Below are 1,447 nucleotides of genomic sequence, written 5' to 3' on the forward strand. Positions count from 1 at the left end.
TCCGCCGACCGCGCCCGCGCCGGGCGCCCCACCCCGACCAGGTGAGCAGACGTGGAAACCCGACAGGCAGTGGAGTACGGCGTCCTCGCCCTGCTCTGGGGGATGGTCCTGTGGCGGGCGCCCGCCGCCTACCGCGCCCCCGGCCAGCGCATGCTCTGGCTGACCTTCGCCGCGCTCACCGTCTCCATGACCCTGCGGCTGCCCGGCGTCATGCACGCCATCGACGAGGGCACCGGCGTCAACAACCTCTCGACGCTCTGCAAGCACTTCTTCGGGATCACCGCCGCCGCGGCCCTGCTGGAGTTCGTCTTCGGCATCACCCGGCCCGGCTCCCGGCAGGGCGTCCGGCTGCGCTTCGCCACCGCCCTCGGCACCTTCCTCGTGCTCACCGCGCTCTTCACCGTCATCCCGCGTGACGTCGCCGCCGACCGCTTCTTCGAGGCCCACGCCGGCGCGCCGGCCGCCACCGCCTACCTGCTCGTCTGGTACGCCTACCTGGGCACCGCGATGGCCGTCGCCGCCTCCCTGTTCCTGAGCGCCGCCCGGCAGGCCGGGGCCGGCTGGCTGCGCACGGGCCTGCGGCTGCTGGGCGCGGGCACCGGCGCCGGGGTGCTGTACGCGCTGCTGCGCGTCGGCTACCTGCTGCTGCGGCTGGTCGGCGTCGCCGGTGACGCCGAGGACCCGGCGGCCACCGACGCCACCGACCTGCTCAAGCACGCCGCGATCCTGCTCATCCTCTTCGGCACCGTCATCCCCGCGTGGGGCATCGGCTGGCGCGGCCTGCGGCAGGCCCGCCACCTGCGCCGCCTCCGCCGGCTGTGGACCGAACTGACCGAGGCCGTCCCCGAGGTCGTGCTGGACGAGGAACTGCGCCGGGGCGAGCTGCGGCTGCGGCTGCACCGCCGGATCGTGGAGATCCGCGACGCCGTCCTCGCCCTCCAGCCCTACATCGACGACGAACTGCGGGCCGCCGCCTGGCGGGCCGCCGAGAACAGCGGTGCGGAAGGGGAGCGGCTGCGGGCCGTCGCGGACGCCTGCTGGGTGGAGACAGCCCGACGCGCCAAGCTCGCCGGCCGGCCGCCCCGCGACGTCGGACGCGGCCCCGGACAGGACACCGGACGCGATCCCGGACAGGACGCCGAGCGGGGTTTCGGACAGGACGCCGAGCGTGACGCCGACCGCCGCGACGCACCGACCGGTGCTGCCGTGGCGGGCTCCGACGGTGGCCCGGCCGGGGCGGGCGTCCCGGCCGGGGCTGAGGGCGCCGACGAGCCGGTGATCGGCGCCCTCGGCGATCTCGACTCCGAGGCCCGCTGGCTCTTCCTGCTGGACGAGGCCCGGCACAGCGACACCGTGCGCGAGTTTGTCAGCGCGGCCCCGGCACGGGCCGCCGGCCCCGTGGAAAGCGAGAACCCGTGACCACCGACAGCCACCGGCAGCCCCCCGC

At 75.9% G+C, this 1,447-nt stretch carries 1 protein-coding gene; it reads left to right on the forward strand.

The annotated features are described in order from the left end of the window. Positions 1–51 precede the first annotated feature (51 nt). Positions 52–1,419, forward strand: coding sequence for an MAB_1171c family putative transporter (locus GL263_RS26460; protein ID WP_182858266.1), 1,368 nt, complete (start codon positions 52–54; stop codon positions 1,417–1,419). Positions 1,420–1,447 lie beyond the last annotated feature (28 nt).

The sequence above is a fragment of the Streptomyces durbertensis genome (genome assembly GCF_014156695.1).
GTDB classification, from domain to species: Bacteria; Actinomycetota; Actinomycetes; order Streptomycetales; family Streptomycetaceae; genus Streptomyces; species Streptomyces durbertensis.